Genomic DNA, 17,104 nt, shown 5'->3' on the forward strand with positions numbered 1-17,104 from the left:
TTTCCTCTTTTAGGCAGACAATGTCGCCAGAGGTCGAATAATAAAGAATTTTTCTTTATTATTTCGACCTCATTTTTTTATGCAAATTTATATAATAAATTAACCACATAACAGTAAAAGATGCTATGAAGCAAATTCATCCGATTCTATTGCAGGTTTGTTACAACTTTGTGGCAGACTATATTATACTGTTCTTTATAAAAAGAGATTTATTTCCAGAAAAGAAACAATCTCAAATAATAAAGGCAGCCGCTATTTTCTCAATGACTTATGTAATCTGGGAATGGACAACAACAGGAATGTCCCCAGTTACAAGAGAGATTCTTAAATGGTGTAGTATCCTTGCTTTAATTTGTCGATTTTTTAAAATTACTTCTGTTTCACTTTTTAGAAAAACAATAACAGTATTCTTCTGTTACTTGTTTTTGATGGGAGGAAGCGTCACTTTTTTTCTTACATGTATACAGATTGACCAGGTAAAAGCAATAAAAGAAGCGTACAAAGCAATCGCTGTACTGTTTTTATCATCAGGAATTCTTTTAGCATATAAAAGAAAACAAAAACAGGAAAAGCGTGAAGAAGAAGCCTGGAAAAATATATACGATATACAGATTTCAAGAAAAGGAAAAACAATAACATGTCGAGGGTTTTATGATTCCGGAAATCTTTTAACAAGTCGTATTACCGGACAGGGAGTATGCATTATAACACAAGAAAAAGCAAGGGAAATATTAATGCCAAAAGAACAGCAAGAAGTAAAGAAAATTCTTACAGACTCATCGGAAAGTCTTTCATGGAGAATGTGGGCAAAACAGTTTCAGGAAGGGATGTATATATTGCAGTATTCCTCCGTTGGCAAAAAAATGCAAAAATGCCCGGAGTCATGGCAGAACAGATTGTTGTGTTGAAAAATGAGGAGGTGCTTGTAAAAACAAAAGGAATGCTTGGTATCAGTTCGGAAAAATTCGTAGAACAGAATACATTTTCTATATTACTTCCGGCCGATATTTTTGAAAGAGAAAAAAATCGAAATATCATTTGATGGAGGGTAAAAGTATGGCAGTTGTATTAAATGCATCAGGAGTAAACAGAGTAAGATTTACAGTGATAAATAATATGAAGTCACTATTTCATCCACAGCGGGAAATACACTATATTGGAGGAACAGACATCCTTCCGCCGCCATTAGAACCAGAAGAAGAAGCATACGTGTTAAGTCAGCTAGATACAAAACGAAGTGAAGAAGCCAAAGCACTTTTAATTGAAAGAAATTTACGATTAGTTGTTTACATAGCAAAGAAATTTGAAAATACAGGAATCGGAGTCGAAGATTTAATTTCAATTGGAACGATCGGACTGATCAAAGCAATCCATACCTTTAAATTAGATAAAAAAATAAAACTGGCAACCTATGCCTCACGCTGCATAGAAAACGAAATTCTCATGTATCTCAGAAGAACAAATAAAACAAAACTAGAAGTATCCATCGATGAGCCATTAAACGTAGACTGGGATGGGAACGAACTTTTACTATCAGACATCTTAGGAACAGACAACGATGTGATTTCAAAAGATATTGAAGACGAGATAGATAGAAAAATGCTGAATAAAGCAATGGAAATATTATCAGAAAGAGAAAAACTGATTATTCGGTTACGTTTCGGTATAGGCGGAGACGGAAATGAAGAAAAAACACAGAAAGAAGTAGCAGATCTTCTGGGAATCTCCCAGTCTTACATATCCAGACTGGAAAAGAAAATAATCCATCGACTAAAAAGAGAAATAATAAAAATGGAATAAAATACTAATTTGCTGGGGGCACAGACGCCGCTTTAGTAGAAGATATTGAGCTGAATTGTAGTTAGTCTTCTAAAGAAAAAAAGAATTGTTATAAGTTAGATTTTGTTCCATTGCGCTAAGCATTCCATTCTGCCCAGAAAAACAGGAACTTGGGAAAAACGAGTCCCAAGTTCCTATGGTCAGAATTCCACAGCGCAAAGTCACAAAATACAATACTTATAACAATTCTTTTTTCTTTATCATTAGGTTTCCTTCAATTCAGCATAAAATTTTGTTTCAGCGGCTGTCTATTTTTGATAACAAATTAGTAATTTATGTTGGAAAGAGAGGGGGATTCTCCAAAAGATGATGTGAGCTAACCAGAGAAAAATTTTTCATAAGGTAAGAGTAGGTAAATGTAATTTTTATACACCCAAATAAGAAAGTGTCTTCTTTGGGTGATGTTCCTTCTAATGAAAACCATAGCCTTCTGGGCAATCCCCTTATTCTTCCTCAAATCCAAATACTAATTTCCTTCTGGAGCCAAAAAGCAGAAAACCAGAAATTTGAGATAGAAGAAAAAGTGATGTCGGAGCGAGTAAAAATGCCGAACAGGCATTTTCTACGAAGCGACTATCTTCACTTTTTCTTCTATCTCAAATTTCTGGTTTTCGTTTCTTTAGCCCTTCAAATTAGTATTTTTCAATAAAATTTCTTATGGATTTCAGTGCATTTTTTTCAAGGCGGCTGACTTGCGCCTGCGATATACTGATTTCGTTTGCAACTTCTGTCTGGGTTTTTCCTTCAAAAAAACGTTTTTTAATAATATGATATTCCCGACCCGGAAGTTGATTCATTGCTTCCTGGAGGGAGAGGTGCTCTACCCAGGTTTCTTCTTTGTTCTTTTTGTCGCAGATTTGATCCATTAGAAAAAGTGGATCGTTTCCATCTTGATAGACCGGTTCAAATAAAGACATGGGTGTGGCAATAGCATCAAGAGCGTAAATGATATCTTCTTCAGAAATATCTGTTTCTTTTGCAATTTCTTCTATCGTAGGTGTACGATTCATAGATTTTGTGAGCTGTTCTTTTGCATAAATCGCTTTGTAAGCGGTGTCCCGCAAAGAACGGCTGACCCGTATGCTGTTATTATCTCGAAGATAGCGTCTTACTTCTCCAAGAATCATGGGTACAGCATAAGTGGAAAATTTAACATCTAAACTACGGTCGAAATTATCCACCGCTTTCATAAGACCGATACAGCCAACTTGAAACAGATCATCAGCATGTTCATGGTTATTAGAAAAACGTTGAATGACACTTAAAACGAGGCGAAGGTTCCCTTTTACATATTTTTCGCGAGCCGCTTTATCGCCGCGTTCAATTCGTAGAAAAAGATTTTCTTTTTCTTCATTGGACAGAAGTGGCAGCTCTGAAGTATTTACTCCGCAGATTTCAACTTTGTTTAAAAACATCGCTATCCTCCCAGGGTGAAAAAATTTGAAAGCATATAAAATCAATGAGAAAGATTCTTAGAGTATAATAAAATGCATCTGTATAAAAGGATGAACTTAAAAAAGTAAAAATATTCATATAAAAGGTGAATATATTTAGAAAATCTGTTATAATGAAAAAAATAAGAAAAATGGCTGCACATTTTTATGGAAAAGTTCAGATTGAATTTTAGATTAGTTTTTAGATTGGTTAGGAGGATGCAGGATGGTTGCAGAAATTGTATGTGTGGGAACTGAACTTCTGCTGGGAGATATCGTAAATACGAATGCACAGCATATATCAAAAGAACTTGCTCATATAGGAATAGACTTATATTATCAGACGGTAGTGGGAGATAATAAAGAACGTGTGTGGAATGTATTGGACACTGCTTTAAAGCGTGCTGATCTCATTATTATGACTGGTGGATTAGGACCGACAAAGGATGATCTTACAAAAGAAGTGGCAGCTTCTTTTTTTGGGAAGAAGTTAGTTTTTCATGAGCAGACATATGAACATGTGAGAAAAAGATTAGAATCTTATGGAATTAGTGAGATGACAGAAAGTCAGAAAAAGCAGGCATTAGTTCCGGAAGGTGCCCTTATAGTTACGAATCCGGCAGGACTTGCTCCGGGAATTATTATGGCACAGGGAGATAAGGCGATTGTTATGCTGCCGGGACCTCCAAAAGAAATGAAAGCGGTTCTTTCAGAGTGTTGTCATCTTTTTATTAATCGCCTTTCAGATCAGGTATTTGTATCAATCAATATCAAGTGTAAGGGGCCGGATGAACTTCCATTAAAAGAAATTGGGGAAGCACCGGTAGCTGATTTATTAGGTGATATTCTTGATAATGAGAATCCTACTGTTGCAACATATGCAAAAGAAGATGGAGTGTTAATACGTGTAACTGCTTCCGGAAAGACAAGAGAAGAGGCTCTTACAGCTATGCAGCCAGTTGTAACAAAGATTGCGGAAATACTTGCCGGAAAGATTGCGTGGGTAAAGGAAGAAGTATAAAAATATTAAATTGAAAGAGGAAAAAAGTGGAAACATCTAGTTTAAAAAGAATAGCAAACAAATACACACAGACCAGTCTGATTTTACGTATTTTAATCGGTATGGCAATCGGTGTGGTACTGGCACTTACTGTGCCTGAATTTACAGGAATCAAGATTCTTGGAGACCTTTTTGTAGGAGCATTAAAGGCAATCGCTCCATTACTTGTATGTCTTTTAATTATGAGTTCTTTAGCTCAGACAAAAGAAGGACATAACGGGAACATGAAAACTGTAGTAATCCTTTATATGTTCAGTACCGTAATGGGAGCGATCGTAGCGGTAGCAGGAAGCTTTTTATTCCCATTAAAAATTACATTAGCAGATGCTGTACAGCAGGAAGCACCAAAAGGAGTTGTAGAAGTTCTTGAAAATCTCCTTTTAAAAATTGTAGCAAACCCAATTGATGCATTGGTAAATGCAAACTATCTTGGCGTGCTTGCTTGGGCTGTTATTCTTGGAATTGCATTAAAAAAGGCAACACCAGGAACAAAGCAGATGCTTTCTGATGCATCTGATGCGGTATCTCAGGCAGTACGATGGATTATAAACCTTGCACCATTTGGTATTTTAGGACTTGTATTTAATGCGGTATCGACAAGTGGTATTCAGATTTTCACACAGTATGGAAAGCTCATACTTTTACTCGTAGGATGTATGTTATTTCAGGAATTCATCACAAATGGTATTATTGTAGGATTTTGTCTTAAGAAAAATCCATATCCGTTAATTTCCCGCTGTGCAAGAGAAAGTGGATTAACAGCATTCTTTACAAGAAGTTCTGCAGCAAACATTCCTGTAAATATGGAACTTTGCGAAAAAATGGGCTTAGATAAAGATAATTATTCCGTATCCATTCCGCTTGGTTCTACGATTAATATGGATGGAGCAGCAATCACAATCACAGTAATGACCTTAGCAGCCGCATATACACTGGGAATCAGCGTAAGCATTCCAACGGCAATCGTGTTAAGTATTTTAGCAACACTTTCCGCATGTGGAGCATCAGGAATCGCTGGAGGTTCTCTCCTCTTAATCCCTGTAGCATGTTCCCTTTTCGGAATTTCCAATGACATTGCTATGCAGGTAGTAGGTGTAGGATTTATCATCGGTGTAATTCAGGATTCCTGTGAGACAGCACTGAATTCATCTTCTGACGTATTACTTACTGCAACAGCAGAATTTATGCAGTGGAGAAAAGCAGGAAAAGAATTACCATTTTAAAGCTTGAATTGCCGCAGGCAAGGTAGACGAAACAGACGAACCCAGAAAGAAAAATAAAGCATATTTGTGGCTTTAGTCGCTACAGGTTGAATGTTCGCTTAACCGCTCGCATTCATCCTTTGCTCCGAGGTCACAAATATGTTTTATTTTTCTTTCTGGGTTCTGTTTGTTGGCCGTCTATGCAAACGCAGAATTTATCAGAGTTCCTATTTCTCCTGTCCCCATTCCCAACCCATTCCGCAAGTGTCTAGTCAGTATATAGTATCGAAGCAAAACTTAAATTTCGATTTCACTCCAACAGCCAAAGACAGCCTCCGAAGCGAGCCGATAGCCTATATTTGTGGCCTTAGAGCAAGGATTGAATGTGAGCATGGAAGCGAACATTCAACCCGCAGTGATAGAGTCACAAATATAGGCTATCGGCTCGCTTCGGAGGCGTCTCTTTGCCTGCGGCAAATTCGAAATTAATTCCCTCTTGACTAGCACACTTCTTTCTGCCATAATAGCCTTTGGAAGTTTAACTATACTAAACTTTAAGTTTATCTCAGTCGAGAAGGCTCTCACATCTTTCAGGTGGTGAGTGACAGCAAATTTGTCTCAGTGGGAGTCCAATCTTCGACTGAGATAAACGCTCCGCGAGGATGCGCAGTGATTCTGTAAAGAATATGTCAGCTTACGCTGACCAGAATCACGCGCCAAGTCTCGCGGCTGCTCGACTTGAATATTACATAAATAGAAAGGTGTGAAGTCATGAATCATGGAACTAGGAGAGAAGATTAAAGAATTGAGGAATAAACAGGGACTTACGCAGGAAGAACTTGCTGACCGGGCAGAGCTTAGTAAGGGCTTTATTTCTCAGTTGGAAAGAGATATGACCTCTCCCTCCATCGCAACATTAGAAGACCTTCTTCAATGTCTTGGAACGACTCTCGGTGAATTTTTCATGGAGGAACAGGAAGAGGAACAGATTGTGTTTACGGAGGAGGATTTTTTTGTAAAGAAGGATGAGGAATATAAGAATCAGATTAAGTGGATTATTCCGAATGCACAGAAGAATTGCATGGAGCCAATACATTTGATTTTAGAAAAAGGTGGGGAGACCTGTCTGGATAATCCACATGAAGGAGAAGAATTTGGCTATGTATTAAAAGGTAAAGTGGAAATCCATCTTGGGAAGAAAAGTTATATTGCGAAAAAGGGAGATGCATTTTATTATAAAGCGGATAAGACACATTATTTAAAGGGTATTGAGCAGACAGAATTAATATGGGTGACTTCTCCGCCGAGTTTTTAAGCAGCAAGAATGTTGAGACATTCTTGAAAAATTTAATAAAATTTATTGAGGAACAGGGAATGAAAAATAAATTAGTTGAATTGGTGAATATTTCAAAATCTTTTGGTTCGACCAAAGTATTAGATGAGTTGTGTTTAGAGGTAAAGGAAAATGAATTCCTTACTTTACTTGGACCGTCAGGTTGTGGAAAGACAACAACATTACGGATTATCGGTGGGTTTGAGAGACCGGACAGTGGAAAGGTACTGTTTGATGGAACAGATATTACGAACGTTCCGGCAAATAAAAGAAACTTAAATACGGTGTTTCAGAAATACGCATTGTTTGGTCATATGACAATTGAAGAAAATATTGCCTTTGGATTAAAAATTAAAAATAAATCGGATGTGTATATTAAAGATAAGATTAAGTATGCGTTAAAGCTTGTAAATCTGGAAGGGTTTGAGAAGAGAAAACCAACTTCATTAAGTGGTGGTCAGCAGCAGCGAATTGCAATTGCAAGAGCGATTGTAAATGAACCGAAAGTTCTTTTATTAGATGAACCGTTAGGTGCACTTGATTTAAAGCTGCGTCAGGATATGCAGTATGAGTTAATGCGTTTAAAAGAAGAGCTGGGAATTACATTTATTTATATTACACATGATCAGGAAGAAGCGCTTACGATGTCAGATAAGATCATCGTTATGAATAAGGGATATATCCAACAGATGGGAACACCAGAAGATATTTATAATGAGCCGGAAAATGCCTTTGTAGCAGATTTTATCGGTGACAGCAACATTATTGATGGAATTATGTTAGAAGATCGTCTCGTGGAGATTCTTGGAACGAAGTTTCCATGCGTGGATGAAGGATTTGGAAAAAATCGTCCTGTCGATGTCGTAATTCGTCCAGAGGATGTTGTTCTTAAAGGAGAAGGAGAAGGAATCATTGACGGAATTGTAACTTCTCTTATTTTCAAAGGTGTGCATTATGAGATGGAAGTAGAGGCGAACGGATATGAATGGCTTGTTCACAGTACAAATTGTTATCCGGTAGGTTCTAGAGTCAGTATTTCTGTAATTCCGTTTAATATTCAGATCATGCATAAGCCGGAATCAGAAGATGAAAAGGCGGTGGTAGTGGATGAGTAGAAAGGTTCTTACATCTCCGTATATTGTCTGGGGAGCAGCATTTATTATTTTGCCATTATTTATGGTGATATACTATGGGTGTACAGGAAGTGACGGAAGTTTTACGCTATCCAATATTACAGCAATGGCAGATCCGGTTCATTACAAAGCATTCTGGAATTCTGTCTGGATTGCGATGGCAAGTACAATGATCTGTCTGGTGATATCTTACCCTTTAGCATATATTTTAAGTAAAGGAAAGCACAGAGGTTCTGGTGTTGTTATTATGCTTTTTGTTTTGCCGATGTGGATCAACTTTCTTCTTCGTGTTCTGGCATTACAGGTTATTTTATCAAAAACAGGAATTTTAAATGCAATCCTTGGCTTTTTCGGACTACCTTTGCAGAAGTTAATGTATACGAAAGGAGCCGTACTGATTGGAATGGTTTATGATTATATTCCATTTATGATTTTGCCAATCTATAATGCGCTTTGTAAAATTGATAAAGATGTAATTGAGGCAGCGCATGATTTAGGAGCCAGCGCCAGAGTAACATTTCAGAAAATAATAATCCCATTGTCCTTGCCGGGAATTATCAGCGGAATTATTATGGTATTTATTCCAAGTATTTCTGAATTTGTTGTGGCAGATATTTTAGGAGGCTCAAAAGTACTTCTTTTTGGAAATGTCATTGACCAGGAATTTGATGTGGCAAATAACTGGAATTTAGGATCTGGTCTGTCTATCGTACTTATGATATTTATTTTCATCAGTATGGCGATCATGAATCGGAATGCATCAGAGGAAGGAGATAGTATGATATGGTAAAAGTAAAAAGTTTTATTGAAAAGTTTTACGTGGCATTCATAGGTTTCCTTCTCTATGCACCATTACTTGTACTTTTTGTATGTTCCTTTAATGATTCAAAAGCAAGAACAATATGGGGAGGGTTTACTCTTCACTGGTACACAGACTTATTTCAGAATGAGGAAGTACTTTCAGCAGTAAGAACATCGCTGCTGCTTACGACACTTGCAGCGTTGATCGCAACATTAATTGGGACACTTGCCTGTATTGGAATGACAGCAATGAAGTTACGATTTCAAAAGGTAATGGAAGGACTTGCGAATATCCCGTTATTAAATGCAGATATTGTAACAGGTGTGGCTATCATGCTTTTGTTTGTGCATTTCATGTCATTAGGATTTACCTCCATGTTGATAGCTCATGTAACGCTGGGGCTGCCTTATATTATTTTGAATGTTATGCCGAGATTTCAGCAGCTTGATAAAAATGTATACGAGGCAGCGCAGGATTTAGGGGCATCTGCAGTATATGCCTTTGTCAAAGTTGTCCTGCCGGAAATTATCCCGGGAATTGTCTCAGGATTTTTCTTTGCTTTTACCGTATCGATGGATGACTTTGTTGTAACTTATTTTACAAAAGGGGCAGGAATCAATACAATTTCTACAATGCTTTATCAGCAGCTTCGAAGAGGAATCAATCCACAGATGTATGCACTTTCGACCCTTTTATTTTTGACGATTCTTATTTTACTCGGACTCATTAACCATATGTCCGCAACAAAACAAAAAAAAGCAGACAGGAGGGAAGAACGATGAATATACTGGAAAAATATTATCTGCAGGGAAAAGGCAAGATTATACTTGGAACTTTTGCATTGATCGTTCTTTTCATTATTTCGACGGTAATGTTTACCGGCTGCTTCTCTTCGAATCAAAAAAATGACAATGAAAATACAGTTACTGTATTTAATTATGGCGATTACATTGATGTAAATGTCTTAAAAACATTTGAGAAAGAAACTGGAATTCAGGTGAAATATGAAGAATACGTTACGCCGGAAGATATGTATACCAAATATAAATCAGGAGTGATCAATTACGATGTGATCTGTACTTCGGACTATATGGTGGAAAAAATGATGCAGGAAGGAGAAGTACAGAAAATTGATACATCTTCTATGGAATATTATAAAAACATTGACAAGAAGTATCTTGATTTTTGTAAAGTATTTGATCCAACCAATGAATATGCCGTTCCGTATTTGTGGGGAACAGTAGGAATCCTGTATAATACAAAAGTAGTAAAAGAAAAAGTAGATAGCTGGAGCATTCTATGGAATAAAAAGTATGATGATCAGATCATTATGCAAAATAGTATGAGAGATGCATTTATGGTTCCGCTTAAATGGAAAGGACTTTCTTTAAATACTACGAATCCAAAAGAATTAGTGCAGGCACAAAGTCTTTTATTAAAACAAAAACCAATTGTGGAAGCATATCTTGTTGATGAGGCAAGAGATGCGATGGTTTCCGGAGATGCCTCCATGGCAGTTATTTATTCCGGAGATGCCACCGTTGCCATGGAAGAAAACGAAGATCTTGATTATGTTGTGCCTAAAGAAGGTTCCAACGTATGGTTTGACTGCTTTCTAATTCCTAAAACAGCTGAACATAAAGAAGCCGCCGAAAAGTTTATCGACTACATGAGCCGTCAGGACATTGCCCAGAAAAACTTTGATTATATTTATTATGGAACACCAAATAAAGCCGTATACGATGCCTTAGATGATGAAACCAAAGAAGATTACACGATTTTTCCGGAAGAAGCGACTTTAAATAAATGTGAAGTATATAAATACCTTGGTGAAAAGACCGACCAGTATTACAATCGGCTGTGGAAGGAATTAAAATCATATTAATTAAAAAATATATCAGAAAGGGGAATTCTTATGAAACATAAATTAACCCAGCAAGATGTAGACAAAATGAAGGCAGAAATCGAGCGCCGCAAAGTCGAAGTAAGACCGGAACTGCTCGAACATGTAAAAGAAGCCAGAGCACATGGCGATTTAAGCGAAAACTTTGAATACCATGCTGCCAAAAAAGAAAAAAACAGAAATGAAAGCCGAATCCGTTACCTTGAAAGAATGATTCGAACCTGCGAAATAGTAGAAGATCACTCTGATGCCGATCAGGTAGGTTTAAACAAAACAGTAACACTCTACTTTGAAGAAGATGACGAAACCGATAAATTCTCCTTCGTAACTACCGTACTCGTAGATACGATGCAAAATCGCGTCAGCATTGAATCCCCTTTAGGAAAAGCTCTTCTGGGACACAAAAAAGGAGAAAGAGTTTATATACCTGTAAATCCACAGTATGGATACTATGTCGAAATTAAAGAAATCGAACCCTTTAACGAAGACATACCTTTGAATCAATACTGATTTGTAAATTTGGTACAGACGAAAAAAGAAAAAATGCCCTATCCCATCTGCTCTGTAGTCGCTGCATTTAAGATGCTTCTCCGCATCTTAAATACGCTCCGAAGCCGCATCTGGGATAGAGCATTTTTTCTTTTTTCTGATTATACTAAATCCACAGTTAGAGAGAATGGGAATTCTCCAGAAAGATATGGATTCCCAGAAAAATAAATTCTAAAGGATTGACATTTAAATTGATGTATGTTGTCTCAAATGCTTATTGACTTTTATGTTAAATTATGTATTTGATAATCATGTGGTAACCATTAACCAGCCTGTCAGAAATGCCGAGGCATTCTTGAAATAAGGGGGATTCCGGATATGAGAAGAGAATTGATTGAAAGTTATTATGAAGAATACCAGCGGGAACTGGAAAGATTTCTTGAATCGGATCCAGAGATGTTTTCTCTGGAAGCAGAAATTCATCATTACATAGAAATACTGGAACCAGTCCTCAGAGATGCCGGACAGGAGATGTGGCAGGCATTGGACAGAATTATTTCAGCGAAAAATGCTATGGAGGGGCCAGATGGTGAGATCCCATTTGACTAATTCAGAGTAAATGGTTGGAGAGGCTGCCCTTTATCGGAGCATCCTCTTTTCCATTTTACCTGACAAAAGATGGTGCTGAATTTCTCGGCTATGCTCGTCAGGTGATACAGCAGATGGAACTGCTGGAGGATCGGTATGTTACAAATCTTCCGGGAAAAGTGACATTTGGAGTATCTTCTCAGCACTATACTTTTACGGAAAACGCTTTTGTGGAGTTAGTTAAGCGTTTTGGACAAGAACGATACGCTTTTTATTATAATGAAACCGGAACACATCAGATATTGGATGATGTGAAAAATCGTGTCTGTGATTTAGGCATCCTTTATTTATCGCATGAAAACGAAATTGTCATGCGGAAAGCGATAGAGGAAAACCATCTGGTGTTTACCGAACTATTTTTAGCAAAGCCTCATGTTTTTTTGCAAAAAGCTCACCCATTGGCATCGAAAAAAGTAGTTTCCGTCCATGACCTTGCACCTTATCCGCGGCTAAACTTTGTACAGGGAGAGTATGAATCTGTCTATTTTTCAGAGGAACTATTCAGCTCCATCCCGGTGGATAAGGAAATTCGGGTCAATGACAGAGGAGCTATTGTCAACTTCATGCTCGGACTGAATGCCTATATTATTTCAAGTGGCATTTTTCCGAAATATTTGAACGGAGAAAATATCATCTCTGTTCCGCTTGCAGAAAATGAAACAATGCATATTGGATATGTGTTGAATGAAAATCAGGAATTAAGTGAACTTGGAAAAAGCTATCTGGAAGAATTACGGAAATATGCTCCAGCTAATCCATAGTCATAGGCTATGGATAATCATATAAAATAGGTGTTATGTATGTACCGCTGTTTGCTGATATATTAACAGCAGAAAGGTGGTTGATGATTATGCCTATGGCGGTACTGAGCAATTTTAATTAACAACTTCCAGTTTTATTGACCAAGAAATTAAGGAGGATTCATTATGAGTGAGAAAACAGAGATTACTTTCATGCAAACAAGATTAATCCGGCTTGCTTCAGAAGAGTGGCATTTACCTGTTGAACAAATTATCCGCAGAGACTTCTCAAAGCCTGTGAAAAAGGACTGGTGAATCTTGTAATTACCCTATTTAATTTCATGGAAAGCCACAATTTTCTGAAGAATCCCCATTCTCACCAACTGTGGAGTTGGAGTAGTCAGAAAAAAGAAAAACTACCCTATCCCAGATGCGGCTTGGGAGCGTATTTAAGATGCGGGTGAGCATCTTAAATACAGCGACTACAGAGCAGATGGGATAGGGTAGTTTTTCTTTTTTCGTCTATACCAAATCTACAGATCAGCATTTTCTTCCTGTAGATTTGCGTACGATTAACTGTGGTTCATATTCCAGTCTCATAATATAAGAACGAGAGGAGTCTTCTTTTTTCTGTGTATTTTTTCGATGGATCATATCCACCGCTTCTTCACCTTTTCGCACTGAAGCATGGTCGATCGTAGTGAGTGAAATCTGTGGCATGGCAGATAAGGTAATGTTATCAAAGCCACAGACAGAAAAGTCAGACGGAATGCGATAACCATGGTCGGAAATTGCTGCCATGATTCCAAAGGCTGCCATGTCATTATTTCCTATAAAGGCGGTAGAGGAAGTTTCTTCTTCTAAAGCGCGGGTTGCAAGGTCATAACCGTTTTGATATTCTGCATTTTCAAGAGGATAGCGATCAAAAGCAGGCTGGTTTTGGTAGAGAACAGTAAGGTGTCCTAAGGGGATACCATACTCACGAAAACTAGATTTGATACCATCAAGACGGTGGATTCTTCCAATTTCTTTTCCGCGAATCGGAGTAGAAATGTAAGTGATGTTTGTATGACCTAAAGAAAGTAGATAATTAGCCATAATATGTCCCTGTTTACGGCTGTCAAGTTCAACAGAATCAAAGTGGCAGGAGAGCGGTTTGTCTCCTACAGAAATAACCGGGAAATGCTTTGCAAGAGCGTTGATTTTCTGGATCTTTGACAATGGATAAAGACTGATGATGCCGGCAAGTTGTACGCGGGAAAATAAATCGAGATAGATTTCTTCTGTTGCAGCATCTCTTCCGGTAGAAATTGTCATAACAGTGTAGTTATATTTCTTTGCGTGATCGGTGATAGACTGCATCATCATCGAGTAATAGCCGTTTGTGACCATCGGGCATAGCACGACAATTGTATTTGCAAGAGATTTTTCCTGTACCAGTTCTTTTGGTACAGGTTTTTTGTATCCAAGCTCTTTTGCCTTTGCCTTTACTTTTTGTACGGTCTCGTCGGTAAAGGATACATTTGGTTTATTGCTGAGGATCATAGAGACGGTGGATTGGGAGATACCAAGTTCTTCAGCGATGTCTCTGGTGGTGACTCGATTCCTTTTTCCCATAAAAAATACTCCTTTTTTGATTTATTTTAATTAATGGTTACGTATTAATCTTAGTACATTTTTGATTAATAATATTATAGTATTGATTAATTCATTTTACAAGGTATTTCCTTATGTTTGCATTTTCCTTTTTTGACAGGAAGAAAAATGGAGCGAAAAAACAGAGGATTAATCAAATGAAATGATTAATAAAAATCACGAAAATATCTAGTAAATAAGCGGTTTTTAGCATTTGACTTTGTTAAATAAATATGGTTAGATATAGCCATCAGATAACGAAACAAAACAACCAAAACAAAGATTTTATTTAAGATTTTTCACAGGAGGATTTAAAATGAGTGTTATTACTTTTGTTTGTGCAGGTCAGATGAATTCAGCAATTACTTTTCCAGCTTTTGAAAATGGTCATGAGGTAAGATTAGTTGGTTCCCCTCTTGATAGAGACATTATCGATGGATTAAAGAAAGATAATTTTCATATTACATTAAAGAGAACGCTTCATGATGGCATCAAATATTATCAGATTGAAGAACTAGAAGAGGCTTTAAAAGGTGCAGATTTAGTTCTTGGTGGTGTAAGCAGTTTTGGACTTGACTGGTTCTGCGATGAAATTCTTCCAGTATTACCAGAGGACGTTCCAGTACTTACGGTAACAAAAGGAATGGTTGATTTAGAAGATGGAACTTTAGTTCCGTATCCACATATTTTTGCACAGAGACAGCCGGAAGGCAAACATCTTAACTTAAATGCAATCGGTGGACCATGTACAAGCTATGAGTTAGCAGACCATGATGATAGCCACGTTGCTTTCTGTGGAAAAGACGTAGAGACATTAAAATATATCAAATCTCTTTTAGAGACAGATTATTATCATATTTCTCTTTCTACAGATGTTGTTGGTGTGGAGTGTGCAGTTGCAATGAAAAATGCCTATGCTTTAGGTGTAAGTCTTGCAGTAGGTCTTGCAGAAAAGAGAGATGGAAAGATTGGAAGTCAGCATTATAATTCTCAGGCAGCATTATTTGGACAGAGTGTAAAAGAAATGACGAGATTACTTGAGCTTATTGGTGGCAAACCGGAAAATATTATTCATGGTGCAGGCGATTTATATGTAACAATCTTTGGTGGAAGAACTCGTAAAATTGGAACTTTATTAGGAAGAGGTCTTTCTTTCGAGGAAGCAATGGCAGAGTTACAGGGAGTGACATTAGAGTCCATCGTTATTTCCACAAGAACAGCGAGAGCGGTAAGAAAGCTTGCAGAAAGAGGAATAGTTTCTTTAGAAGATTTCCCATTATTGATGCATGTAGATGCAATTATCAATCAGGGAGCAGAAGTAGATATCCCATGGAAAGACTTTACATGGAATGACTTTTCATTAGCAGAATAATTAAGGTATCGGGATAATACGGTTAGGAAAGAGAAGGAGAATACTTATGAGCAAATATGCGATTGGGATTGATTATGGTACATTATCTGTACGTGCACTTCTTGTAGATATAGAAACAGGGAAGGAAGTAGCTGCAAGTATTTATGAATATCCACATGGGGTTATGGAAGAACATATTCCGTCAGGGAAAAAGCTTCCGGTAGGATGGGCGTTACAGGATCCACAAGATTATTTGGAAGGATTACTTGTTACAGTAAGAGATGTTGTTTCAAGAAATAAAATTCTTCCGGGAGAAGTCGTAGGTATTGGAGTGGATTTTACCTCTTCTACGGTAATTCCGGTGAAAGCAGATAAAACACCGCTATGTCATCTTCCAGAATTTAAAGAGGAACCACATGCTTATGTGAAATTATGGAAGCATCATGGTGCGGAAGAAGAAGCAAAATTGATGAATGATGTTGCTGTAGCACGTGGAGAAGAATGGCTTCCGACATATGGTGGTAAAATTTCCAGTGAATGGATGTATCCGAAAATTTATGAAACACTGCGTCATGCACCAGAAGTTTATGATGCGGCTGATCGTTTTATGGAGGCAGGAGACTGGATTATCTGGCAGATGACAGGAGAAGAAACAAGAAGTGCCTGCTGCGCAGGATATAAGGCATATTATCATCATGAAAAAGGATATCCATCAAAAGATTTCTTTAAAGCGGTAGACCCAAGAATGGAAAACATCGTAGAGGAGAAGCTTGATGCTCCGATTAAAGGCGTTGGAGAAAAAGCAGGACATTTAACAGCTTCTATGGCAAGAGAAATGGGACTTATGGAAGGCGTTCCGGTAGCTACCTGTATTATTGATGCGCATGCTTCTTTACCAGGCTGTGGAATTGGTGAACCGGGCAAAATGATGATTATCGTAGGAACTTCTTCCGTACATATGATGCTTGGGGATAAAGAAGCAGCGATCAAAGGGTCATCAGGTACAGTAAAAGATGGAATTATGCCAGGATATTTTGGATATGAAGCAGGACAGTCTTGTGTAGGAGATCATTTTGCTTGGTTTGTTGAAAATTGTGTACCGGAAAGCTATGAGCAGGAGGCGCGTGTAAGAGGAATTTCTATTCATCAGCTTCTTTCTGAAAAGTTATCTTCTTATAAAGCAGGGGCAAGTGGTTTGTTAGCACTAGATTGGTTTAATGGTGTACGTACTCCTTTAATGGATTTTAATTTAAATGGTTTGATTATGGGAATGAATCTATTGACAAAACCAGAAGAAATATATCTGTCTCTTATTGAAGCAACTGCGTATGGAACCCGCATGATAATTGAAGGATTCGAGGAAGCTGGCTTAGAAGTAAAAGACATTACATTAAGTGGTGGTATTCCAATCAAAAATGAAATGCTTGTACAAGTATATTCTGATGTATGTAATCGAAAAATTAAAGTTGTTGATTCCACACAATCAAGTGCCCTTGGTGCGGCAATTTTAGGTGCAGCAGCGGCTCCGGAGCGTAT

17 protein-coding genes and 1 pseudogene (1 of these 18 cut by a window edge) are annotated in these 17,104 nt (G+C 37.5%); 16 read left to right on the forward strand and 2 right to left on the reverse strand.

Annotated features, from left to right (window positions below):
- Positions 1 to 125 precede the first annotated feature (125 nt).
- Genes EHLA_RS03220 through sigE form a run of 3 tightly spaced genes read left to right on the forward strand, consistent with a single transcriptional unit; the run spans position 126 to position 1,800 of the window.
- Positions 126 to 908 (forward strand): sigma-E processing peptidase SpoIIGA, encoded by a 783-nt coding sequence (locus EHLA_RS03220; RefSeq protein ID WP_096239298.1) that lies wholly within the window; start codon positions 126 to 128, stop codon positions 906 to 908.
- Positions 884 to 1,042: a hypothetical protein gene (locus EHLA_RS16195; protein WP_157908540.1), complete on the forward strand. Its 159-nt coding sequence runs from the start codon at positions 884 to 886 to the stop codon at positions 1,040 to 1,042. Before EHLA_RS03220 ends, EHLA_RS16195 begins: the two co-directional genes overlap by 25 nt.
- Positions 1,043 to 1,056: 14 nt before the next feature.
- Complete coding sequence (gene sigE / locus EHLA_RS03225) at positions 1,057 to 1,800, forward strand: RNA polymerase sporulation sigma factor SigE (RefSeq protein ID WP_021907986.1); 744 nt, start codon at positions 1,057 to 1,059, stop codon at positions 1,798 to 1,800.
- Between the two features lie 671 nt (positions 1,801 to 2,471).
- Here sigE and sigG read toward each other — a convergent pair.
- The gene (sigG, locus tag EHLA_RS03235; RefSeq protein ID WP_021906401.1) at positions 2,472 to 3,254 is read right to left on the reverse strand and encodes an RNA polymerase sporulation sigma factor SigG; all 783 of its coding nucleotides are present in this window, start codon (positions 3,252 to 3,254) and stop codon (positions 2,472 to 2,474) included.
- Between the two features lie 244 nt (positions 3,255 to 3,498).
- Between sigG and EHLA_RS03240 the strand changes: the two genes are divergently transcribed.
- The 11 genes and pseudogenes from EHLA_RS03240 to EHLA_RS16760 all read left to right on the forward strand — a co-directional run bounded on the left by EHLA_RS03240 (position 3,499) and on the right by EHLA_RS16760 (position 12,897).
- On the forward strand, positions 3,499 to 4,293 hold the full coding sequence (locus tag EHLA_RS03240) for a competence/damage-inducible protein A (RefSeq protein ID WP_021906400.1): 795 nt from the start codon (positions 3,499 to 3,501) through the stop codon (positions 4,291 to 4,293).
- 26 nt (positions 4,294 to 4,319) lie between these two features.
- Positions 4,320 to 5,555: a serine/threonine transporter SstT gene (gene sstT / locus EHLA_RS03245; RefSeq protein WP_096239300.1), complete on the forward strand. Its 1,236-nt coding sequence runs from the start codon at positions 4,320 to 4,322 to the stop codon at positions 5,553 to 5,555.
- Between the two features lie 757 nt (positions 5,556 to 6,312).
- Positions 6,313 to 6,849: a helix-turn-helix domain-containing protein gene (locus EHLA_RS03250; protein ID WP_096239301.1), complete on the forward strand. Its 537-nt coding sequence runs from the start codon at positions 6,313 to 6,315 to the stop codon at positions 6,847 to 6,849.
- Positions 6,850 to 6,908: 59 nt separating this feature from the next.
- Positions 6,909 to 7,982 (forward strand): ABC transporter ATP-binding protein, encoded by a 1,074-nt coding sequence (locus EHLA_RS03255; RefSeq protein WP_096241544.1) that lies wholly within the window; start codon positions 6,909 to 6,911, stop codon positions 7,980 to 7,982.
- On the forward strand, positions 7,975 to 8,790 hold the full coding sequence (locus EHLA_RS03260) for an ABC transporter permease (protein ID WP_096239302.1): 816 nt from the start codon (positions 7,975 to 7,977) through the stop codon (positions 8,788 to 8,790). Before EHLA_RS03255 ends, EHLA_RS03260 begins: the two co-directional genes overlap by 8 nt.
- A complete protein-coding gene (locus EHLA_RS16545) occupies positions 8,784 to 9,584 on the forward strand; it encodes an ABC transporter permease (protein WP_021906762.1) in 801 nt (266 codons plus the stop codon). The genes EHLA_RS03260 and EHLA_RS16545 overlap by 7 nt, the downstream gene beginning before the upstream one ends.
- On the forward strand, positions 9,581 to 10,687 hold the full coding sequence (locus EHLA_RS16550) for an ABC transporter substrate-binding protein (RefSeq protein WP_021906763.1): 1,107 nt from the start codon (positions 9,581 to 9,583) through the stop codon (positions 10,685 to 10,687). Before EHLA_RS16545 ends, EHLA_RS16550 begins: the two co-directional genes overlap by 4 nt.
- Before the next feature lie 30 nt (positions 10,688 to 10,717).
- A complete protein-coding gene (gene greA, locus EHLA_RS03275) occupies positions 10,718 to 11,215 on the forward strand; it encodes a transcription elongation factor GreA (protein WP_096239303.1) in 498 nt (165 codons plus the stop codon).
- Positions 11,216 to 11,572: 357 nt separating this feature from the next.
- Positions 11,573 to 11,803 (forward strand): hypothetical protein, encoded by a 231-nt coding sequence (locus EHLA_RS03285; RefSeq protein ID WP_096239305.1) that lies wholly within the window; start codon positions 11,573 to 11,575, stop codon positions 11,801 to 11,803.
- 59 nt (positions 11,804 to 11,862) lie between these two features.
- A pseudogene (locus tag EHLA_RS03290) lies at positions 11,863 to 12,603 on the forward strand (substrate-binding domain-containing protein); the annotation flags it as partial.
- A 165-nt stretch (positions 12,604 to 12,768) separates the two neighbouring features.
- On the forward strand, positions 12,769 to 12,897 hold the full coding sequence (locus EHLA_RS16760) for a hypothetical protein (protein ID WP_278277425.1): 129 nt from the start codon (positions 12,769 to 12,771) through the stop codon (positions 12,895 to 12,897).
- A gap of 225 nt (positions 12,898 to 13,122) precedes the next feature.
- Here the strand turns inward: EHLA_RS16760 and EHLA_RS03295 are convergent, their stop codons facing one another.
- Complete coding sequence (locus EHLA_RS03295) at positions 13,123 to 14,199, reverse strand: LacI family DNA-binding transcriptional regulator (protein WP_096239306.1); 1,077 nt, start codon at positions 14,197 to 14,199, stop codon at positions 13,123 to 13,125.
- Positions 14,200 to 14,533: 334 nt separating this feature from the next.
- Between EHLA_RS03295 and EHLA_RS03300 the strand changes: the two genes are divergently transcribed.
- A complete protein-coding gene (locus tag EHLA_RS03300; RefSeq protein WP_096239307.1) occupies positions 14,534 to 15,589 on the forward strand; it encodes an NAD(P)H-dependent glycerol-3-phosphate dehydrogenase in 1,056 nt (351 codons plus the stop codon).
- Between the two features lie 46 nt (positions 15,590 to 15,635).
- Positions 15,636 to 17,104, forward strand: partial view of a ribulokinase gene (locus EHLA_RS03305; RefSeq protein WP_096239308.1) — the 5' portion only. It continues 196 nt past the right edge of the window; only the first 1,469 of its 1,665 coding nucleotides appear in the window; it begins with the start codon at positions 15,636 to 15,638; its stop codon lies off the right edge, out of view.

Origin of the sequence: Anaerobutyricum hallii, assembly GCF_900209925.1 — a bacterium.
GTDB classification, from domain to species: domain Bacteria; phylum Bacillota; class Clostridia; order Lachnospirales; family Lachnospiraceae; genus Anaerobutyricum; species Anaerobutyricum soehngenii.